This window comes from Enterobacter sp. T1-1 (assembly GCF_000710795.1).
Lineage (GTDB): Bacteria > Pseudomonadota > Gammaproteobacteria > Enterobacterales > Enterobacteriaceae > Enterobacter > Enterobacter cloacae.
On the sequence record NZ_JALW01000003.1, the window covers coordinates 1 to 19696 of the forward strand.

Sequence of the window (19696 nt, forward strand, 5' to 3'; positions counted from 1 at the left end):
AGCCGGCGGGGTAGCTTCCCCTCACCCCGTGGGAGAGGGTGTGTTAAGTTCCCTCTCCCAGTGGGAGAGGGTTAGGGTGAGGGCAACAGACCGCACTCACTCCTCATCCTGCTTCTTCTCTCTGTGCCGCATCCACAGCCTGACTCCAATCACCGCCACAACCACCAGAATCAGCCACGCCCAGTGCTTCAGATGCTGGTCAAGGTTATGCAGCCACGGGCCAATCACTTCTCCACCCACGTAACCGAGTGTGGTAAAGATCAGCGCCCAGGCGCACGCGCCAATCACGTTCAGCGGCAGGAAAATTTTCGGCGGCAGGCGGCTGGCGCCAATCAATATCGGCCCGATAATCCGAAAGCCGTACATAAAGCGGGTGCCAATCACAAACAGGTAAGGGTGGCGCTGGATCAGCCGCTGCGCGCGGTTAATTTTCTTCTTGTGCTTAGCGAAACGCTTAAGCAGCGTCGGCCCAAAACGCAGCCCCAGAAAGTAGAGCAGCTGATCGCCAATCATCCCGCCCAGCGCAACCGCGGCGACAACCAGCGGGAATTTAAGTAATCCCTGATGCGCGGCGACGCCGCCTAACAGGGTGATGGTTTCACCTTCTGCCACGCTTCCGACAACCAGCGCAGCGTATCCGTATTGTTCAATAACTCCGTTGATATCCATTACGTAAATATCATCTCCCTCAGCGTGCCTCGGTTAATCATATACCCCTTGTGACAACCGCGGGGCAATCAACGGAAATTTCCCACTGTACATAAAATAATCTAAACCCTGCATTATACTTAAGGTATCGATGACGGGCCGACAACAAGGGGGCGCTATGAACCATGTCTGGGGACTTTTTTCCCATCCCGATCGTGAAATGCATGTCATCAAAAGTGAGAACGAAACGGTCTCGCATCATTACACGCACCACGTGCTGCTGATGGCAGCGGTGCCGGTGATATGCGCGTTTATTGGTACAACACAAATCGGCTGGAACTTTGGTGATGGCACCGTAGTACAGCTTTCCTGGTTTACCGGGCTTTATCTTGCCATTCTCTTTTATGGCCTGATGCTGGCAGGGGTGGCGGTTATGGGACGCGTCATTCACTGGATGGCACGTAACTATCCGCAGCGTCCTTCCCTGGCACACTGTATGGTCTTTGCCGGATACGTCGCGACCCCGCTGTTCTTAAGCGGTATTGTTGCACTCTATCCCCTGGTCTGGCTGTGCGCGCTGATCGGGACCATTGCGCTCTTTTACACCGGCTATCTGCTGTATCTGGGCGTACCTACCTTCCTGAATATCAATAAAGAAGAAGGCCTGAGCTTTTCCAGCTCTACGCTCGCCATCGGCGTGCTGGTACTGGAAGCGTTACTGGCGCTGACGGTGATTCTTTGGGGTTATGGTTACCGTCTCTTCTGAGTTAATTGCATTGCTGGCGTAAATGCCAGCAATGCAGCATCTGTTCACGATTATCCGCTGGCGACAATGCACGGTGACCGCTATGATGCCGAAGCCAGCCTGTGTTTCTCCGTCGACGCAGGCGGTGTACGTCATAACGTGCGTGAATAATTATCAGAAGTCTCACCATGCTGAAATTCCGAGTTTCTTTACTTAGCCTGGCACTGTTGCTGGGGGCGTCCGCTGGCGTGCCAGCTCTCGCCAAAACGCCCGCGGTGACCACCGCTGCTGCTCAACCGCAAATCGCTTCCGGCAGCGCGATGATTGTTGATCTCAACACCAATAAGGTGATCTACGCCAGCCATCCGGATCTGGTGCGCCCGATCGCCTCGATAACCAAATTAATGACCGCGATGGTAGTGCTGGATGCACATCTGCCGCTGGATGAAAAACTGAAAGTGGATATCAGCCACACGCCGGAGATGAAAGGGGTTTACTCCCGCGTGCGCCTGAACAGTGAAATCAGCCGTAAAAACATGCTGTTGCTGGCGCTGATGTCGTCAGAAAACCGCGCCGCGGCGAGCCTCGCCCACCATTATCCGGGCGGCTACGACGCCTTCATTCGAGCGATGAATGCCAAAGCCAAAGCGCTGGGAATGAATAATACCCGTTTTGTTGAGCCGACAGGTCTGTCGATTCACAACGTCTCTACGGCGCGCGATCTGACCAAACTGCTGATTGCCAGCAAACAGTACCCGCTGATTGGGCAGCTCAGTACCACCCGTGAAGAGATGGCGACCTTTGCGAACCCGGCCTATACGCTGCCGTTTCGCAATACGAACCACCTGGTGTACCGCGAGAACTGGAATATTCAGTTAACGAAAACCGGCTTTACTAACGCGGCGGGTCACTGTCTGGTGATGCGTACCGTGTTCAACGGTAAACCGGTGGCGCTGGTGGTGATGGATGCCTTCGGCAAATATACTCACTTCGCCGATGCCAGCCGACTGCGCACCTGGATTGAAACCGGGAAAGTGCAGCCTGTTCCGGCTGCGGCATTGACGTATAAAAAGCAGAAAGCCGAGCAGATGGCGACGGCGCAGAACGATTAGGTTAAAGCAAAACGGTAACAGTGTTACCGTTTTTTATGTTTTCTCCCTCTCCCGGTGGGAGAGGGCCGAGGTGAGGGCACCAGACCGCACTGGGCCTATTCCGGCAGGGTCCAGTCTCCGTCGTTAAGCGGGCGCTGCATAATCACCGTATCCCGCCAGTCGCCTTTTTTGTAGCCCACGCTGCGCAGCTGACCGACCACTTCAAAACCGTGCTTTTTATGCAGCCGCAATGACCCGGCGTTATTATGGCCATCCCCCACAACGGCAATCATCTGACGCCAGGGACCTTGTTCGCAGCGTTCAATCAGCGCGTCCATTAGTGCACTGCCAAAACCGCGTCCGGTGGTGCTGGCATCCACGTAGATTGACTCTTCCAGCGTGAAGCGATACGCGTGTCGTGGACGGTATGGCGTGGCGTAGCAATAGCCCACCACAATGCCGCGATACAGCGCCACCAGCCAGGGGAAACCGTTATCGGTCACGTTTTTCAACCGCTTACGCATTTCATCAACGGTGGGGGGGATTTCCTCAAACGACGCACGTCCGTGAAGTACATGCCATGCATAAATAGCCGAAATGGCATGCACATCGTCGGGAAGGGCATCGCGCACTTCCACTTCGGTTACGGATAAAATATCAACAGCCGACATGATGTGCCTGCTCCTCGTCAAAGAATGCCGGAGAAACGTTTCTCCGGCGAGTGCAGGTACTCTAGTACGATTGAGCTGTGCTTAACAATCTCTTAAATATGGCTGTATGAATTAATCAGATGCTTGCGTAATGGCCTGCTCTGCGTTACCGCTCTCTTTCCAGTATTTATTCCGCGTTGTTTTACCAATGCCGGGATTCATACTGTTTGTAGGGTCATTCTCGCGATAAAACTGCTTAAGTGTCTCAGGGGCTTTGTAAAGATGCCCAACGTTGTGTTCCGCAGGATATTGTGCGCCACGTTCGCGCAGAAGGGCGAGCATCTCCTCTTTCAAGGCGTGCGCGTCGACCCCTTTTTTAACGATGTAATCCTGGTGGAAGACGTAGCACATAAAGTGGCCGTAGTAGAGCTTATGCACCAGCTTGCTGTCGATTTCCGGCGGCAGGTGTTCAAACCACTCGGTATCGTTGCGTCGCAGCGCAATATCCAGCGCCAGAATATCCTCTACTTCTTCTGAGTGTACGGCCTGATAACGGATGGCGGCCCCCGCAGCGGCAAAACGGTGCAGGAACGCTTTGCTCCCCTCCTCAGGTGTACAGGCGAAGAAATCCCCCTCGGCGGTTTTGAAGAATTCGCTCAGCCAGTTTTGTGCTTCGGCGATCCCGTCCCCGGCCATTTTCAGCAGCAGGTGATGTTCATACTTGTCGCGCCAGGTTTTCATTCGCTCCGGCAGGTGGGCCGGGAAAACGTTACCCAGCTTCTGCATAAAGCGGTCGGTGAAGTGGGGTTTAAACAGCGGCACTTTCTCCAGCATCGCATCGGTGCGGCCCTTCATGGTGAAGAAGAACGGCATCTTGTCGGTGCCGAGCTTGTCGATCATCAGGAACGTATCTTTGCCGTAGCGTTCGGCGATGTCGTAAATATCCCGATGCATATACTCGCCCGCCACCGGCAGATGCGTGAATTCGCCCAGAATATGACGACGGATTTCGGTCAGCACGTCAGGCTGATTGGTGCCGATGTAAAACACCTGCTGTTTTTTCTCGGCCGGGAAGGTGTCGAGCCGGACCGCGAAAACGGCCAGTTTGCCCGCGCAGCCGGAGGATTCGAACAGGCGATCCGGGTCGGCGTTGTAACGCGCTGGTGTATCCGCGTTGATATCACGTACGCGGGTGATGTAATCGTGATCGTGGGCATGACGGCCATCGTGCTGTACATCTGCATCTTTCACGCGATCGTCGTCGAGCTTACTCAGGATCTGCTCCGGCGTGACGCCCAGATCGATTCCCAGATGGTTCACAAGCGTCAGCTTGCCGTTTTCATCAATACGGGCATAGAGCGACATTTCGGTATAAGCCGGGCCGCGCTGCACCAGCGAACCGCCGGAATTATTACAAATCCCACCAATGACGGAGGCGCCGATGCAGGATGAACCAATCACCGAATGCGGTTCGCGCCCAAGCGGCTTAAGCGCTTTTTCCAGCGAGTAGAGGGTGGTGCCGGGGAAGGCCAGTACCTGCTCGCCTTTATCGAGCAGGTGAAGTTTGTCGAGGCGCAGGGTGCTGATAATCACGATGTCGCGATCGTAATCGTTGCCGTTCGGCGTCGAACCTTCGGTCAGGCCGGTGTTAGCCGCCTGCATTAAAATAATCTTGTCTGCGGCAACGCAGGCGCTCAGGACGCGCCACAGCTCCAGCAGCGTGCCGGGAAAAACCACCGCCAGCGCATCGCCCTGTCCGGAACGAAAGCCCTTACGGTAGCGGGCAGTTTTGGCCGGGTCGGTAAGCAGGTGAGAGTGACCAACCAGGCGCGACAGTTCGTTAATAAAAGTCGTGTTATCGGCAGTTCGAACAGAAGACATCTTCCACTCCTTGTGGTGGGGCAAATTTCTCGCTGTAAAGCATAGCGCGATTAGCTGTTTAGAGGGCGCGTATTTGCGAGAAAAATCAGAGAATAACCCTGCAACGTTCTGAGGGTTTGTGGCACACTGCGCTTTTCGCACGCCCTGGCCGAGATCTTCCGGCGGAAATTGATGAGAGAGTAAAACGACATGAAATGGCTATGTTCTGTAGGTGTCGCCGTCAGCCTGGCACTGCAACCTGCGCTGGCAGATGAACTGTTTGGCAATCACCCGCTTACGCCTGAAGCACGGGACGCGTTTGTCACGGAATTGCTCAAGAAAATGACGGTCGATGAGAAGATCGGCCAGCTGCGTCTTATCAGCGTCGGCCCGGATAACCCGAAAGAGGCGATCCGCGAAATGATTAAAGAGAGCCAGGTAGGGGCGATTTTTAACACCGTGACCCGTCAGGATATCCGCAAAATGCAGGATCAGGTGATGGAACTTAGCCGCCTGAAAATTCCGCTGTTCTTCGCCTATGATGTGGTACACGGACAGCGTACCGTTTTCCCTATCAGCCTCGGTCTGGCCTCCTCCTTTAACCTCGACGCGGTGAAAACCGTCGGGCGCGTCTCGGCATATGAAGCCGCAGACGACGGCCTGAACATGACCTGGGCCCCGATGGTTGACGTCTCCCGCGATCCGCGCTGGGGCCGCGCGTCAGAGGGCTTTGGTGAAGATACTTATTTGACCGCCACGATGGGGAAAACCATGGTGGAAGCGATGCAGGGTAAAAGCCCGGCGGATCGTTATTCGGTCATGACCAGCGTCAAGCACTTCGCCGCTTATGGTGCCGTGGAAGGCGGTAAAGAGTACAACACCGTCGACATGAGCCCGCAGCGCCTGTTTAACGATTACATGCCGCCGTACAAAGCAGGCCTGGATGCCGGTAGCGGCGCGGTGATGGTCGCCCTGAACTCGCTCAACGGCACGCCTGCCACCTCTGACTCCTGGCTGCTGAAAGACGTGCTGCGCGACCAGTGGGGCTTCAAGGGCATCACCGTCTCTGACCATGGCGCCATTAAAGAGCTCATCAAACACGGTACGGCCTCCGACCCGGAAGATGCGGTGCGCGTGGCGCTCAAATCCGGCATCAACATGAGCATGAGCGACGAATATTACAGCAAATACCTGCCGGGGCTGGTGAAGAGCGGCAAGGTGACGATGGCGGAGCTGGACGATGCCACGCGTCACGTGCTGAACGTGAAATATGACATGGGGCTGTTTAACGATCCGTACAGCCACCTGGGTCCGAAAGAGTCAGACCCGGCGGACACCAATGCCGAAAGCCGTCTGCACCGTAAAGAGGCCCGAGAAGTGGCCCGTGAAAGCCTGGTGCTGCTGAAAAACCGCCTCGACACGCTGCCGCTGAAAAAATCCGGCACCATTGCGGTGGTCGGCCCGCTGGCCGACAGCAAGCGCGACGTGATGGGGAGCTGGTCTGCTGCGGGCGTGGCCGATCAGTCCGTGACCGTGCTCACCGGTATTAAAAATGCGGTCGGTGAAAACGCTAAGGTGGTGTACGCCAAAGGGGCGAACGTCACTGATGATAAAGATATCGTGACCTTCCTCAATCAGTATGAAGAGGCGGTGAAGGTGGATCCGCGCTCGCCGAAAGAGATGATTGACGAAGCGGTAAACGCCGCGAAACAGTCTGACGTGGTGGTTGCCGTGGTGGGTGAAGCACAGGGGATGGCACACGAAGCCTCCAGCCGAACGGACATCACGATCCCGCAAAGCCAGCGCGATCTGATCGCCGCCCTGAAAGCCACCGGCAAGCCGCTGGTGCTGGTGCTGATGAACGGTCGTCCACTGGCGCTGGTGAAAGAAGATCAGCAGGCTGATGCTATTCTGGAAACCTGGTTCGCCGGTACGGAAGGGGGTAACGCCATCGCCGACGTGCTGTTTGGTGATTACAACCCGTCGGGCAAACTGCCGATGTCCTTCCCGCGCTCTGTCGGGCAGATCCCGGTGTACTACAGCCACCTGAATACCGGCCGTCCGTATAACGCCGATAAGCCAAACAAGTACACCTCCCGTTACTTCGATGAAGCGAACGGCCCGCTGTATCCGTTTGGTTACGGTTTGAGCTACACCACCTTTAAGGTCTCTGACGTGAAAATGTCGGCCCCGAGCCTGAAGCGTGACGGTAAAGTGACTGCCAGCGTTGACGTGACGAACACCGGTAAACGTGAAGGTGCGACGGTGATCCAGATGTATGTTCAGGATGTGACCGCATCCATGAGCCGTCCGGTGAAACAGCTGCGCGGCTTTGAGAAGGTCAACCTGAAACCTGGTGAAACCAAAACCATCAGCTTCCCGATTGACGTGGATGCCCTGAAGTTCTGGAACCAGCAGATGAAATACGATGCGGAACCGGGCAAGTTCAATGTCTACATTGGGGTGGATTCCGCCCGCGTCAATAAAGGCGAGTTCGAGCTGCTGTAACCTTTCCCTCCTTTGCATCCCCCGTTCACCGGGGGATGCGTCTTACCTTATGCTAAAAAGGCATTTTGCCGGGTAAATCCGCCGTTTTAAGCTACGCTTTTCTCTCAAGCCTCTGAAAAAGGCAGCAAAAAAATGAGGATAGTGGAATGACGATTAAAACGGGGATGGTAGTTTCTGCGGCGTTATTCGCGGCGCTAAGCCTGCCGTTACAGGCGGCAGAACCGGTAAAAGTGGGCTCAAAGATCGACACTGAAGGCGCGCTGCTCGGGAATATTATTTTGCAGGTGCTGGAAAGCCACGGCGTGAAAACCGTGAATAAAGTTCAGCTGGGTACCACGCCCGTGGTACGCGGGGCCATCACCTCCGGCGAGCTGGATATCTACCCGGAATACACCGGCAACGGGGCATTTTTCTTCAAAGATGAAAACGATCCGGCATGGAAAAACGCCAAAGCCGGGTATGAAAAAGTCAAGAAACTCGATGCAGAACAGAACAAGCTGGTCTGGCTGACTCCGGCTCCGGCCAACAACACCTGGACCATCGCGGTGCGTAAAGACGTGGCGGAGAAAGGCAAACTAACGTCACTTGCGGATCTCAGCCGCTATCTGAAAGAGAAGGGCGACTTCAAGCTTGCGGCCTCGGCGGAGTTTATCGAGCGTCCGGACGCGCTGCCTGCTTTCGAAAAAGCCTACGACTTCAAGCTTGACCAGGCACAGCTGCTCTCGCTCGCGGGCGGTGACACCGCGGTGACCATCAAGGCGGCGGCGCAGCAGACCTCTGGCGTCAATGCGGCGATGGCCTACGGTACGGACGGCCCGGTCGCGGCGCTTGGTCTGCAGACCTTAACCGATCCAAAAGGCGTTCAGCCTATTTATGCCCCCACGCCGGTGGTGCGTGAGGCGGTGCTGAAAGCCTACCCGGATATCGCCGACTGGCTCAAACCGGTCTTTGAAAAACTGGATGCAAAAACACTGCAACAGCTCAATGCGAGCATTGCCGTAGAGGGACTGGATGCCAAAAAAGTGGCCGCCGATTTCCTGAAACAACAAGGGCTTGTGAAGTAACAGGACAGGGATGTGCCAATAAAATGTCATAACCGCGTACTGCTGCTGTTGGCCTGTGTGGCCATTGCGGCGGTCGCGCTACCGTTTGTCAATGTGGCGCCAAACCGCCTGATGTCGGGGGAAGGGCGCGCGCTCTGGCAGGTCTGGCCGTTTACGCCGCTGCTGCTGGTTGTGGCGCTGGGTGCACTGGTTGTGCTCTCGCTCAGCCGTGGGCGGGTTGCACAGTGGCTGACGCTACTCCTCAGTGAAGGCCTCTTCATCACCTTGTTCTGGAGTGCCGGGCTTGCCGCCACGCACATGACCTCGGCGGAAAGTCCACTGGCGCGAACCACCGTGGGCAGTGGGCTGTGGCTGTGGCTGGCGCTGTGTCTGCTGGCCTGCAGCGATGCGATCCGCCGCCTGATCCCGTCATCTGCCTGGCGCTGGGTGCTCAATGCCCAGATCTGGTGTATTCCATTGCTGCTGCTGTTCAGCGGTGAGCTGAATAATCTCTCGCTGTTAAAAGAGTACGCCAACCGTCAGGAGGTGTTTGATGATGCGCTGGCGCAACACCTGACGATCCTCTTCGGCACGCTGTTCCCGGCGTTACTGCTGGGGGTACCGCTTGGCATGTGGTGTTATCGTCATCCCTCCCGCCAGGGCGGGGTTTTTGCCGTGCTCAACGTGATCCAGACCATCCCTTCCGTGGCCCTGTTTGGCCTGCTGATTGCGCCGCTGGCGGGGCTGGTGAAGTCATTTCCGGCGTTAGCCTCGGTCGGTATCGCCGGAACCGGATTAACCCCCGCGCTTATTGCCCTGGTGCTGTACGCGCTGCTGCCGCTGGTCCGCGGCGTGGTGGCGGGCTTAAGCCAGGTCGCGCCGGATGTACTGGAGAGCGCCCACGCGATGGGGATGAGCCGGCGACAGTGCTTCTGGCAGATCCAGCTGCCGCTCGCCTTGCCCCTGCTGCTGCGCAGCCTGCGGGTGGTGGCGGTCCAGACCGTCGGGATGGCGGTTATCGCCGCGCTGATTGGCGCAGGCGGTTTTGGCGCGCTGGTGTTCCAGGGGCTGCTGAGCAGCGCGCTGGATCTGGTGTTACTGGGCGTGGTGCCCACGATTGCACTGGCGGTCGTCATCGATGCGCTGTTTGCCTTATGGCTCGCGTTGCTCGGGAGAAGAGCCAATGATTGAATTTCACGATGTCAGTAAAACATTTGCCGGTCGTCCGGCAGCAAGTCACCTGAACCTGAATTTTGCCGAGGGGGCGTTTTCGGTACTGATTGGCACCTCGGGGTCGGGGAAGTCCACCACGCTGAAGATGATCAACCGCCTGGTGGAGCATGACAGCGGTGTAATACGTTTTGCCGGGGAAGAGATCCGCAGTCTGCCGGTGCTGGAGCTGCGTCGTCGCATGGGCTACGCCATCCAGTCCATCGGCCTGTTTCCCCACTGGACGGTCGCGCAGAACATTGCCACCGTGCTGCAGCTGGAAAAATGGTCGCGGGCAAAGAGTGACGAGAGGGTGGACGAGCTTATGTCGCTGCTGGGGTTAGAGCCTGGGCTGCGTGGCCGCTATCCGCATCAGCTTTCAGGTGGACAACAGCAGCGTGTGGGAGTGGCGCGCGCGCTGGCGGCGAACCCGCAGGTATTGCTGATGGATGAGCCTTTTGGCGCGCTCGATCCCGTTACGCGCGGGGCACTGCAGACCGAGATGACCCGCATTCACCGCATCCTTGGCCGGACGATCGTCCTCGTGACCCACGATATTGATGAGGCGCTGCGGCTGGCCGATCATCTGGTGTTGATGGACCACGGGGAAGTGATCCAGCAGGGCACGCCGCTTGAACTGCTGACCCATCCGCAGAACGATTTTGTGCGCGAGTTTTTTGGACGCAGCGAACTGGGCGTCAGACTGCTCTCCCTGCGAACCGTCAGCGATTATATGCGTCGACAGGATGTGGCGATGGGCGGTGAACCGTTACAGGAACAGATGAGCCTGCGGGACGCGCTCTCTGCATTTGTGGCGCGCCAGTGCGAGGTACTGCCGGTTACGGATGCCGCTGGGGCACCGTGTGGCACCCTGCATTTTCGCGATCTGCTGGCCGGGGAGGTGACGCGTGAAGGTCATGCGTGATCCGCTCCTCTGGCTGACGGGGCTTTTTGTTGCCCTGCTGTTTCTGATGCCGCACAGTGCGGCGCTGTTCAGCTCGCTTTTTCCCGGCCTGCCGCGCCCCGTCTATCAGCAGGAGAGTTTTATCAATCTTGCCCTGGCGCACCTGTGGCTGGTGGCGCTCTCCAGCGCGATTGCCGTGGTGCTGGGCGTGGGGGCGGGGATTGTGGTCACCCGGCCCTGGGGAAGAGAGTTTCGCCCGCTGGTAGAGACGATTGCGGCTATCGGACAGACATTTCCGCCGGTGGCGGTACTGGCGATTGCGGTGCCGGTGATCGGGTTTGGTCAGCAACCGGCTATCATTGCGCTGATCCTTTACGGCGTGTTGCCTGTTCTTCAGGGGACGCTGGCGGGCATTGCGTCGGTACCGGCATCGGTACTGAGCGTGGCCGAAGGGATGGGCATGAGCAGCGGTCAGCGGCTGTGCAAGGTTGAGCTGCCGCTTGCGGCACCGGTGATTATCGCGGGGATCCGTACGTCGGTGATTATTAACATCGGCACGGCGACCATCGCGTCTACGGTGGGGGCCAATACGCTGGGAACGCCGATCATTATCGGCTTAAGCGGGTTCAATACGGCCTATATCGTTCAGGGTGCGGTACTGGTGGCGCTGGCGGCCATCGTTATCGATCGCCTGTTTGAACGACTGGCCCGGCTTCTCAGCCGACACCGCCACGAACAATAAATGAGTACCCGGCCAGCATCACGCCGCCGATGCCGCTTACGGCCATCAGTACAAAAAGGGTAATTACGGCCAGTTTGGTTGCCTTCATCATCTGCTCCTGTTGTTAACGGAACAATTATACGGTGAAGCGCAGCTGTTAATGAACCATTAAATGCCGTTACGTTTCATCGGGGCCCAGGGCGTAAACCGGATAACCGTGCTCCCGCCATTCCGTCAGCCGCTGTTGCTGCGAGGCGGTGGGCACTTCCCCGCACCAGACCAGCAGAGTCTGGCCGTCGAAGAATTCGGGCCGTAGCTGAGCCAACGAATGCGCCAGCACCTCCACGCGCCAGCCCTGCTGGGTGGCGATCCAGGCTTCGAGCCACAGCCGCGTGGTATCGTGCACGTTCCAGCCAACAACCAGCGCGTCTTTTCCGCCCTTGTTTCGCGCCGAGGCCAGACAGACGGCGATATAATTGATTAGCACCCCGTCGAGCATACTCAGCAGCGCCTGCAAGGTAGAGTGCTGGCATTGCAGCCGTCGACGAAGCGGGATGAAAAGATGGTTGATTAAGGTTTGCGCTGGATAATCGCGGCCTTGCTCTTTGATCCACGCGCGCAGACGTTGAACGTTGCCCGCCTGCAGAAGCCGGAGCAGGGTTTCCTGCTGTTCGCGCCAGCGGTGTTGCGTATCGGGATCGTCATGGCAGAGCAGAGACTTTACCTTGCTCACCTGCACACCGTTATCTATCCAGCTTTTGATCTCGCGGATCCGATCGATGTCGGCATCATTGAAAAGGCGGTGACCGCCGTCCGTGCGCTGCGGTTTGAGTAAACCATACCGTCGCTGCCAAGCCCGTAGCGTGACGGGATTGATATCACAAAGGAGTGCCACTTCACCAATCGTGTAAAGCGCCATATTCGCCCCCTGGCTAACGCGTCCCAAGCTTAACTGTAGACCCAGTTTGTCGAACCAGGAAGAATTGCCTTTTTTTTGTACAAATAATGCGAAGCAGCCGTTATGTTCGGCAAAAGATGTGATGACGGACACGATTTACCGCTTTTTTGGACTGCTTCAAAGAAACTTCGGCGCCTTCAGTGTATGTTACGCGTTTTCAGAAGGTGCGGTTCCTGAGTATGTACGAGTTTAATCTGGTGCTGCTGTTGCTTCAGCAGATGTGCGTGTTTCTTGTCATCGCCTGGTTGATGAGTAAGACGCGTCTGTTTATCCCGCTGATGCAAGTCACCGTCCGCCTGCCGCACAAGCTCCTCTGTTATGTGACCTTCTCCATTTTCTGCATCATGGGGACCTATTTTGGCCTTCATATCGAAGACTCCATTGCCAATACGCGCGCCATCGGCGCGGTGATGGGCGGGCTGCTGGGCGGCCCGGTTGTGGGTGGCCTTGTCGGTTTAACCGGTGGGCTGCACCGCTATTCCATGGGCGGGATGACGGCGCTGAGCTGCATGATCTCGACCATCGTGGAAGGGCTGCTTGGTGGCCTGGTGCACAGCTACATGATCAAACGAGGCCGCCCGGATAAAGTCTTCAGCCCGCTTACCGCTGGCGCGATCACTTTTGTGGCCGAAATGGCGCAAATGGCGATCATTCTGCTTATCGCCCGACCTTTCGAGGACGCACTGCATCTGGTGAACAGTATTGCCGCCCCGATGATGGTCACCAACACCGTGGGCGCGGCGCTGTTTATGCGCATTCTGCTCGACAAGCGCGCCATGTTTGAGAAATACACCTCGGCGTTCTCTGCCACGGCACTGAAAGTCGCCGCTTCAACCGAGGGGATCCTGCGTCAGGGCTTTAACGAAGAAAACAGCATGAAGGTGGCGCAGGTGCTCTATCAGGAGCTGGATATCGGTGCCGTTGCGATTACCGATCGTGAAAAGCTGCTGGCCTTTACCGGTACCGGCGACGATCACCACCTTCCTGGCAGACCGATTTCGTCCGCGTATACGCTTCGTGCGATAGAGACCGGTGAGGTAGTCTATGCCGACGGTAACGAAGTGCCTTACCGCTGTTCGCTGCATCCGCAGTGTAAGCTCGGCTCTACGCTGGTCATTCCGCTGCGGGGGGAAAACCAGCGGGTGATGGGAACCATTAAGCTCTACGAAGCGAAGAACCGCTTGTTCAGCTCGATCAACCGGACGTTGGGGGAGGGGATTGCGCAGCTGCTTTCCGCGCAGATCCTGGCGGGGCAATATGAGCGGCAAAAAGCCCTGTTAACGCAGTCGGAGATTAAGCTCCTGCACGCTCAGGTGAATCCGCATTTCCTGTTTAATGCCCTCAACACCCTGAAAGCGGTGATCCGCCGCGACAGCGACCAGGCCGCACAGCTGGTGCAGTTTCTGTCGACGTTTTTCCGCAAGAACCTGAAACGGCCGTCTGAGATTGTGACCCTGGCCGATGAGATTGAACATGTTAACGCCTACCTGCAGATTGAGCAGGCGCGCTTCCAGTCTCGTCTGCAGGTGTCGTTATCCGTACCGGATGAGCTGGCTTATCAGCATCTCCCGGCCTTTACGCTGCAGCCTATTGTGGAAAATGCCATTAAACACGGGACATCGCAGCTTCTGGGCACCGGGGAGATCACTATTTCTGCCAGCCGTTTTAATCATCATCTGGTGCTGAATATTGAAGACAATGCCGGGCTTTACGTCCCGTCCGCTTCCGGCGGGCTGGGGATGAGCCTGGTGGATAAACGCCTGCGCGCTCACTTTGGGGATGGATGTGGCATCACCGTGGCCTGTGAGCCGGACCGATTTACCCGTATTACGTTACGATTGCCGCTGGAGGAGACCGCATGTTAAGAGTGCTGATAGTCGATGATGAACCGTTGGCACGGGAAAACCTGCGCGTGCTGTTGCAGGAGCAGAGTGACATTGAGATTGTGGGAGAGTGCGCCAATGCCATTGAAGCCATTGGTGCTGTGCATAAACTGCGCCCGGATGTGCTATTCCTCGACATCCAGATGCCCCGTATCAGCGGGCTGGAGATGGTCGGCATGCTTGACCCGGAGCATCGCCCGTATATCGTGTTTCTGACGGCGTTTGACGAATATGCCGTGAAGGCCTTTGAAGAACACGCGTTCGATTACCTGCTGAAGCCGATTGAAGAGAAGCGGCTCGAAAAGACCCTGACGCGTTTACGCCAGGAGCGTACGGTACAGGACGTCACGCTGCTGCCGGAAAACCAGCAGCCGCTGAAGTTTATCCCGTGTACCGGGCATAGCCGGATTTACCTGCTGCAAATGGATGATGTGGCATTTGTCAGCAGTCGCCTGAGCGGGGTGTTTGTCACCAGCGCCGAGGGCAATGAAGGCTTCACCGAGCTGACGCTGCGCACGCTGGAGAGCCGCACGCCGCTTGTCCGCTGCCATCGGCAGTATCTGGTTAACATGGCGCACCTGAAAGAGATCCGTCTGGAAGATAACGGTCAGGCAGAGCTGATACTGCGGGCCGGTCAAACGGTACCCGTCAGTCGTCGCTACCTGAAAAGTTTGAAAGAGGCGATTGGGCTGTAAAACTGGTACACTGCGCGCCATTGCATCATCGACAGTTAAAGGCACTCATGCTTAGTAATGATATTCTTCGTAGCCTGCGCTACACCCTGAAAGCAAACAACAACGACATGGTGCGCATTCTTGCGCTGTCTGCCATGGAATCCACCTCTGCTGGTTTTGACACCTGGATGACCAAAGAGGACGAAGAGGGGTTTGTTCGCTGCCCTGACATTATCCTGTCAGGCTTCCTGAACGGTCTGATCTACGATAAGCGTGGCAAAGATGATTCTGCACCTGAACTGGCGCTGGAGCGTCGGGTGGACAACAACACGGTGCTGAAAAAGCTGCGTATCGCGTTCTCGCTGAAAACGGATGATATTGTGGCGATCATGACGGAGCAAAAATACCGCGTATCCGTGCCGGAAGTGACCGCCATGATGCGTGCGCCGGGCCACAAAAATTACCGCGAGTGCGGCGACCAGTTTCTGCGTAATTTCCTGCGCGGGCTGACCCACCGGGTGCATAATACGAAGGCGTGATTGCGGAATGGGTGCGGCCTGATGCCCTCATCCCGGCCCTCTCCCTGTGCGAGAGGGAGAATAAAAAAAGCCGGAGATAATCTCCGGCTTTTTTGTTATTTCACCTGCTGACCCGGCTTCGCGCCTTCGTCAGGGCTTAACAGGAAGATATCTTTCCCGCCAGGGCCTGCGGCCATCACCATCCCCTCAGAGATGCCGAAGCGCATTTTACGCGGTGCCAGGTTCGCGACCATGACGGTCTGACGGCCAATAAGTACCTGCGGATCAGGATAGGCAGAACGGATGCCGGAGAAGACGTTACGCTTCTCACCGCCCAGATCCAGCGTCAGGCGCAGCAGCTTGTCAGAGCCTTCCACGAATTCCGCGTTTTCAATCAGCGCCACGCGCAGGTCCACTTTAGCGAAATCGTCAAAGGTGATGGTCTCCTGAATCGGATCGTCAGCCAGCGGGCCGGTCACCGGTGCGGCAGCTGCTTTCACCTCTTCTTTCGAGGCTTCCACCAGGGCTTCAACCTGTTTCATTTCGATGCGATTGTAGAGCGCCTTGAAGGTATTCACCTTGTGGCCAAGCAGCGGTTGCTGGATTGCATCCCAGCTCAGTTCGGTGTTCAGGAACGCTTCTGCACGCGCTGCCAGCTGCGGCAGTACAGGCTTCAGCCAGGTCATCAGCACGCGGAACATGTTCAGACCCATGGTGCAGATCGCCTGCAGGTCAGCGTCGCGGCCTTCCTGTTTCGCGACAACCCATGGGGCCTGCTCGTCCACATAGCGGTTGGCTACATCGGCCAGTGCCATGATTTCACGAATTGCTTTACCGAATTCACGACTTTCCCAGGCTTCGCCAACCGCAGCGGCGGCATCGGTGAAGGTTTTATACAGCTCAGGATCGGCCAGTTCGGCAGAAAGCACGCCGTCAAAACGCTTGGCGATAAAGCCCGCGTTTCGGGACGCCAGGTTCACCACCTTGTTCACGATGTCCGCGTTCACGCGCTGCACGAAATCTTCCAGGTTCAGGTCGATATCGTCGATGCGGGAAGAGAGCTTCGCCGCGTAATAATAACGCAGGCTGTCCGCATCAAAGTGGTTCAGCCAGGTGCTGGCTTTGATGAACGTCCCACGCGATTTGGACATCTTCGCGCCGTTCACCGTCACGTAGCCGTGAACAAACAGGTTGGTTGGCTTGCGGAAGTTGCTGCCTTCCAGCATTGCCGGCCAGAACAGGCTGTGGAAGTAAACGATGTCTTTGCCGATGAAGTGATACAGCTCGGCGGTGGAATCTTTCTTCCAGTATTCCTCGAAGCTGACAGTGTCGCCACGCTTGTCGCACAGGTTCTTGAAGGAGCCCATGTAGCCGATTGGCGCGTCCAGCCAGACGTAGAAATATTTGCCCGATGCATTTGGAATTTCGAAACCAAAGTAGGGCGCATCGCGGGAGATATCCCACTGCTGCAGACCGGATTCGAACCACTCCTGCATTTTGTTCGCTACCTGCTCCTGCAGCGCGCCGCTGCGGGTCCACGCCTGCAGCATTTCGCTAAAGGATGGCAGGTCGAAGAAGAAGTGCTCGGAGTCACGCATCACAGGCGTGGCGCCGGAGACCACCGATTTCGGGTCGATCAGCTCTGTCGGGCTATAGGTAGCGCCGCACACTTCGCAGTTATCGCCGTACTGATCCGGTGATTTACATTTCGGGCAGGTGCCTTTGACGAAACGGTCCGGCAGGAACATGCCTTTTTCCGGATCGTACAGCTGAGAGATAGTGCGGTTTTTAATAAAACCGTTCTCTTTAAGACGGGTGTAGATAAGCGTTGACAGCTCGCGGTTCTCCTCGCTGTGCGTGGAGTGGTAGTTGTCATAGCTGATGTCAAAGCCAGCAAAATCGGTCTGATGCTCCTGACTCATTTCGGCAATCATCTGCTCCGGGGAAACTCCCAGCTGCTGGGCTTTCAGCATGATCGGCGTGCCGTGGGCATCGTCCGCGCAGATGAAGTTAACCTCGTGGCCGCGCATTCGCTGGTAACGGACCCAGACATCAGCCTGGATATGCTCCAGCATGTGGCCGAGGTGGATTGAGCCGTTGGCGTACGGCAGTGCGCACGTTACCAGAATTTTTTTCGCGACTTGAGTCATAGTAGGCATTACTTCTTTTAACTGTGAAAAGGGTTTTTGATATTACCAAAAGGGGCATTATTAAGTAAGCACAAACCACGGCCTTTCAGGTAAACTTGTTCATCTAAGGTCTTATTCACAAGAACAAAGGAGTCGGGATGAGTTCGCAATCCCAGGCCAAATCACCGGAAGCCTTACGAGCAATGGTCGCCGGGACGCTGGCTAACTTTCAGCATCCAACCCTGAAGCACAATCTCACTACGCTGAAAGCGTTGCACCATGTCGCATGGCTGGACGATACGCTGCACATCGAGCTGCAGATGCCGTTCGTCTGGACCAGCGCCTTCGACGCGCTGAAAGAGCAAACCAGCTCGGAGCTGCTGCGCATTACCGGTGCAAAAGCGATTGACTGGAAGCTGAGCCACAGTATCGCCACCCTCAAGCGGGTGAAAAACCAGCCCGGCGTTAACGGTGTGAAAAACATCATCGCCGTCAGCTCCGGCAAGGGCGGGGTGGGGAAATCGTCTACCGCCGTCAACCTGGCGCTCGCGCTGGCGGCGCAAGGGGCGAAGGTCGGTATTCTGGATGCGGATATCTACGGGCCGTCAATTCCCAACATGCTGGGCGCAGAAAACCAGCGTCCAACCTCGCCGGATGGAACCCACATGGCGCCAATCATGGCGCACGGTCTGGCAACGAATTCCATCGGTTATCTGGTGACTGATGACAATGCGATGGTCTGGCGTGGTCCAATGGCCAGCAAAGCGCTGATGCAGATGCTGCAGGAGACCCTGTGGCCGGATCTGGATTATCTGGTGCTGGATATGCCGCCGGGTACCGGTGATATCCAGCTGACGCTGGCGCAGAACATCCCCGTCACCGGGGCAGTTGTCGTCACTACGCCGCAGGATATCGCGCTGATCGACGCCAAAAAAGGCATCGTGATGTTTGAGAAAGTCGAGGTGCCTGTGCTCGGTATCGTCGAGAACATGAGCATGCACATCTGCAGCAACTGTGGTCATCACGAGCCTATCTTCGGCACCGGCGGTGCAGAAAAACTGGCGGCGCAGTACCACACCCAGCTACTGGGACAGATGCCGCTGCACATCACGCTGCGTGAAGATCTGGATAGCGGGAAACCGACGGTCATCAACCGCCCGGACAGTGAGTTTGCGGAGTTGTACCGTCAGCTGGCGGGGCGCGTTGCGGCGCAGCTTTACTGGCAGGGTGAAGTCATTCCTGGCGAAATCGCCTTCCGCGCGGTGTAATTCTTCTGCGCTTGAGTGCCGGGTGGCGCTTCGCTTACCCGGCCTACAAATGGCACCATCATGTAGGTCGGGTAAGGCGAAGCCGCCACCCGACATTAACGCAATCGGTAATGCATCAGATAGTACTCTCCCTCCGGAGAGTCCCCCGTTGCCTCGATGTGCCAGCCATGACGCTGATAAAACGCGATAGCCCGTTCGTTTCTCACCAGACACTTTAACGCCCCCGTACTGGTAAACGTTTTTTGTACCTGTTCCAGCAGCAAACGGCCAACACCCAGGCTCTGATACTGCGGAGCAACGAACAGATTGTGCAGAAAGTTATCATTCGTCCAGACTGACGCAAAGCCCACACGATGGCCGTTCTGTACGGCAACCCAAATCACTTCGTCTCGGGTTGCCTCGTCAAAATCTTCGAGTTGCCATTCTGCACCGTTCAGCCACGGCCACGCCTCGCGGCGGGCATGCAGGTAAAGGGTGCGCAGGAAAGGACGATCGCTCTCCTGCCACGGCCGAATATGGACGGTATCAGCGATGATAGAAGATATCTCCGTTATAGGCTTTATAGATCTTACCGTCGGCATCGCCGATCAGGACATAGTTCTCGCCCATATAGGTCCAGTGCGTACCCGCATCCGGCGCCGGGAGGTTACGCAGTTGATACTGTTTGATGGTGTATTCAGGGGTTTGATACAGCGCCGGAGCCGTGTCGCCAATTTTGAACTTCGTGAAATCAGCAATGAACTCTTGTTCTTCATAAGCTTTGATGCCGCCAGATGCTGACGCCGTTTGCGGGGCTGCCGAAGCCGCGCTCGCAAGAGACATTACTACACCCAGAAGCAGCCATGTACGCTTAGCCATTTTTTCTCCAGTTATACCGTTACTGATAC

At 56.6% G+C, this 19696-nt stretch carries 19 protein-coding genes; 11 read left to right on the forward strand and 8 right to left on the reverse strand.

Translation table 11 applies throughout. The features are described 5' to 3' along the window. Positions 1-96: 96 nt before the first annotated feature. Complete coding sequence (locus tag AK59_RS0100695; RefSeq protein ID WP_013097943.1) at positions 97-669, reverse strand: DedA family protein; 573 nt, start codon at positions 667-669, stop codon at positions 97-99. Positions 670-826: 157 nt separating this feature from the next. On the opposite strand from AK59_RS0100695, the gene AK59_RS0100700 reads away from it, so the two are divergent. Beyond that, positions 827-1414: a Yip1 family protein gene (locus AK59_RS0100700; protein WP_013097942.1), complete on the forward strand. Its 588-nt coding sequence runs from the start codon at positions 827-829 to the stop codon at positions 1412-1414. Between the two features lie 167 nt (positions 1415-1581). Further along, positions 1582-2505, forward strand: a complete 924-nt coding sequence (gene pbpG / locus AK59_RS0100710) for a D-alanyl-D-alanine endopeptidase (RefSeq protein ID WP_013097940.1) — start codon at positions 1582-1584, stop codon at positions 2503-2505. 95 nt (positions 2506-2600) lie between these two features. Here the strand turns inward: pbpG and AK59_RS0100715 are convergent, their stop codons facing one another. Continuing rightward, complete coding sequence (locus tag AK59_RS0100715) at positions 2601-3155, reverse strand: GNAT family N-acetyltransferase (protein ID WP_029881766.1); 555 nt, start codon at positions 3153-3155, stop codon at positions 2601-2603. A 111-nt stretch (positions 3156-3266) separates the two neighbouring features. Then, positions 3267-5015 (reverse strand): D-lactate dehydrogenase, encoded by a 1749-nt coding sequence (gene dld, locus AK59_RS0100720; protein WP_029881767.1) that lies wholly within the window; start codon positions 5013-5015, stop codon positions 3267-3269. Positions 5016-5204: 189 nt separating this feature from the next. Between dld and bglX the strand changes: the two genes are divergently transcribed. The 5 genes from bglX (at position 5205) to AK59_RS0100745 (ending at position 11400) form a co-directional block, all read left to right on the forward strand. After that, on the forward strand, positions 5205-7502 hold the full coding sequence (gene bglX, locus AK59_RS0100725; RefSeq protein ID WP_020690142.1) for a beta-glucosidase BglX: 2298 nt from the start codon (positions 5205-5207) through the stop codon (positions 7500-7502). Positions 7503-7648: 146 nt separating this feature from the next. Further along, the gene (gene osmF / locus AK59_RS0100730) at positions 7649-8566 is read left to right on the forward strand and encodes a glycine betaine ABC transporter substrate-binding protein OsmF (protein WP_013097936.1); all 918 of its coding nucleotides are present in this window, start codon (positions 7649-7651) and stop codon (positions 8564-8566) included. A gap of 12 nt (positions 8567-8578) precedes the next feature. Next, on the forward strand, positions 8579-9736 hold the full coding sequence (locus AK59_RS0100735) for an ABC transporter permease (RefSeq protein WP_020690143.1): 1158 nt from the start codon (positions 8579-8581) through the stop codon (positions 9734-9736). After that, complete coding sequence (locus tag AK59_RS0100740; protein ID WP_020690144.1) at positions 9729-10679, forward strand: ABC transporter ATP-binding protein; 951 nt, start codon at positions 9729-9731, stop codon at positions 10677-10679. The genes AK59_RS0100735 and AK59_RS0100740 overlap by 8 nt, the downstream gene beginning before the upstream one ends. Further along, positions 10663-11400, forward strand: coding sequence for an ABC transporter permease (locus tag AK59_RS0100745; RefSeq protein WP_029881768.1), 738 nt, complete (start codon positions 10663-10665; stop codon positions 11398-11400). Before AK59_RS0100740 ends, AK59_RS0100745 begins: the two co-directional genes overlap by 17 nt. Here the strand turns inward: AK59_RS0100745 and AK59_RS1000000124115 are convergent. Together AK59_RS1000000124115 and mlrA are read right to left on the reverse strand one after the other, a co-directional pair. After that, positions 11375-11488, reverse strand: a complete 114-nt coding sequence (locus AK59_RS1000000124115; RefSeq protein WP_010433613.1) for a protein YohO — start codon at positions 11486-11488, stop codon at positions 11375-11377. The two genes, AK59_RS0100745 and AK59_RS1000000124115, sit on opposite strands and share 26 nt — an antisense overlap. Before the next feature lie 69 nt (positions 11489-11557). Then, on the reverse strand, positions 11558-12298 hold the full coding sequence (gene mlrA / locus AK59_RS0100755) for an HTH-type transcriptional regulator MlrA (protein ID WP_029881769.1): 741 nt from the start codon (positions 12296-12298) through the stop codon (positions 11558-11560). 218 nt (positions 12299-12516) lie between these two features. On the opposite strand from mlrA, the gene AK59_RS0100760 reads away from it, so the two are divergent. From AK59_RS0100760 to AK59_RS0100770, 3 genes are read left to right on the forward strand one after another with little or no spacing between them, the layout of a single operon-like run. Further along, positions 12517-14202 carry a sensor histidine kinase gene (locus AK59_RS0100760; protein ID WP_013097931.1) on the forward strand — a complete coding sequence of 562 codons (1686 nt, stop codon included), beginning with the start codon at positions 12517-12519 and terminating at the stop codon, positions 14200-14202. After that, positions 14196-14915 (forward strand): two-component system response regulator BtsR, encoded by a 720-nt coding sequence (gene btsR, locus AK59_RS0100765; protein ID WP_013097930.1) that lies wholly within the window; start codon positions 14196-14198, stop codon positions 14913-14915. Before AK59_RS0100760 ends, btsR begins: the two co-directional genes overlap by 7 nt. 47 nt (positions 14916-14962) lie before the next feature. Then, entirely contained in the window at positions 14963-15433 is a 471-nt protein-coding gene (locus AK59_RS0100770; protein ID WP_020690148.1) for a DUF1456 family protein, read from the forward strand. A gap of 95 nt (positions 15434-15528) precedes the next feature. On the opposite strand, the gene metG is transcribed toward AK59_RS0100770, so the two are convergent. Beyond that, positions 15529-17562: a methionine--tRNA ligase gene (metG, locus tag AK59_RS0100775; protein ID WP_029881770.1), complete on the reverse strand. Its 2034-nt coding sequence runs from the start codon at positions 17560-17562 to the stop codon at positions 15529-15531. Between the two features lie 137 nt (positions 17563-17699). Here metG and apbC point away from each other — a divergent pair, with 137 nt between their 5' ends. Next, positions 17700-18809: an iron-sulfur cluster carrier protein ApbC gene (gene apbC / locus AK59_RS0100780; RefSeq protein WP_029881771.1), complete on the forward strand. Its 1110-nt coding sequence runs from the start codon at positions 17700-17702 to the stop codon at positions 18807-18809. A 95-nt stretch (positions 18810-18904) separates the two neighbouring features. On the opposite strand, the gene AK59_RS0100785 is transcribed toward apbC, so the two are convergent. Both AK59_RS0100785 and AK59_RS0100790 read right to left on the reverse strand, forming a co-directional pair. After that, positions 18905-19390, reverse strand: a complete 486-nt coding sequence (locus AK59_RS0100785; protein WP_029881772.1) for a GNAT family N-acetyltransferase — start codon at positions 19388-19390, stop codon at positions 18905-18907. Then, positions 19335-19667 (reverse strand): RcnB family protein, encoded by a 333-nt coding sequence (locus AK59_RS0100790; protein ID WP_013097925.1) that lies wholly within the window; start codon positions 19665-19667, stop codon positions 19335-19337. Before AK59_RS0100790 ends, AK59_RS0100785 begins: the two co-directional genes overlap by 56 nt. Positions 19668-19696: the final 29 nt, after the last annotated feature.